This is a genomic window from Synechococcus lacustris str. Tous (assembly GCF_003011125.1).
GTDB lineage: Bacteria > Cyanobacteriota > Cyanobacteriia > PCC-6307 > Cyanobiaceae > Synechococcus_D > Synechococcus_D lacustris.
In genome coordinates, this window is the sequence record NZ_PXVC01000226.1 from 1 (window position 1) to 977 (window position 977).

Annotated in this window: 3 protein-coding genes; 2 read left to right on the top strand and 1 reads right to left on the bottom strand. The window is 54.1% G+C overall.

Annotation, left to right across the window (positions count from 1 at the left end; translation table 11 throughout):
* Window positions 1-254 (bottom strand): hypothetical protein (locus C7K08_RS15330; RefSeq protein ID WP_133165332.1); only part of this gene is annotated, 254 nt, incomplete at its 3' end.
* A 101-nt stretch (window positions 255-355) separates the two neighbouring features.
* Between C7K08_RS15330 and C7K08_RS14505 the strand changes: the two genes are divergently transcribed.
* Window positions 356-622 carry a ribbon-helix-helix protein, CopG family gene (locus C7K08_RS14505; protein ID WP_106501180.1) on the top strand — a complete coding sequence of 89 codons (267 nt, stop codon included), beginning with the start codon at window positions 356-358 and terminating at the stop codon, window positions 620-622.
* Window positions 622-909, top strand: coding sequence for a PIN domain-containing protein (locus C7K08_RS14510; protein WP_241537292.1), 288 nt, complete (start codon window positions 622-624; stop codon window positions 907-909). Before C7K08_RS14505 ends, C7K08_RS14510 begins: the two co-directional genes overlap by 1 nt.
* Window positions 910-977 lie beyond the last annotated feature (68 nt).

A 977-nucleotide genomic window follows, 5' to 3' on the forward strand; every position in this document is an offset into this window, starting at 1 on the left:
GCCTGCCTTGAGTTGCTCTGCTTTTGGATTGCTTTTTCTTGATCAGCAGCAGGTGAAAGCAACTGCTGATCAATCAGTGCTACTGCATCCAATAAAGCCCTGGCGCTTAATACACCTGATGGGTGTTGGCGTTCTAGATCAGCCATTGCCTTTGCAATAGCAGCAAGACATGGCACCGTTGCAGGTAGCGCCAAGCACTGGCGAATTGCTTCTTGATCAGACGGCTGCCAGGACGGGACTGGACTGGAAACCATGAAGTGCAGCTAGCGCAACAACTGGAGCTATTGCCGCCCACCACGGGCCAGAGGTACTACGGTTATGTCATTMGTCATACAGGGCTTGGGTCCTGTGGGTTATGCCGCTCACAATCAGGCTTGATGCTGATACCGAGGATTGCCTCGCTGAGCTATTGGCCGAAACCGGTCAGGACAAAAGTTCGCTGATTCGCCAGCTGATCCGCGAACGCTGGCAGCAGCTCCAACCTTTGCCCTCAATCACCCAGCAACTAGGTGGCCATCCAGAGAGCTTTCTTGACACACTGCCGTTAGGCAGTTCTGAGCGTAGTCAACGGCGCTTGCTGCTTACAAATACACTCACGGCGCGACGGACGGAACGGCACTGATGCGGCAGATCCTGATTGATTCGGGCATCCTGCTGAGTTACTACCAGCAACAGGAGCCCCTCCATCAAGCTGTCCTTGCTTTCTTTGATAAGACAACTGCGCAGCTGATTACCTCACCGATTTGTATCGCCGAGGTTCTCTGGCTGCTGGGTAATCCAGCTGATCCACGCGTTCTATCCGCTCAAAACCACCTGCTTGCAGCCGTCAGTCTCGGTGGCATCAAGGGGCTCAACGGCATTCAGCTTCTAGGGATTCGAAAGGCAATTACGGCACCTACACCTCACTAGCTGCGGCATTGGCTGCCGCGCAAGCTGGTACTGCATTTGGACTCAGCCACACTCAAACAATGAAGCCC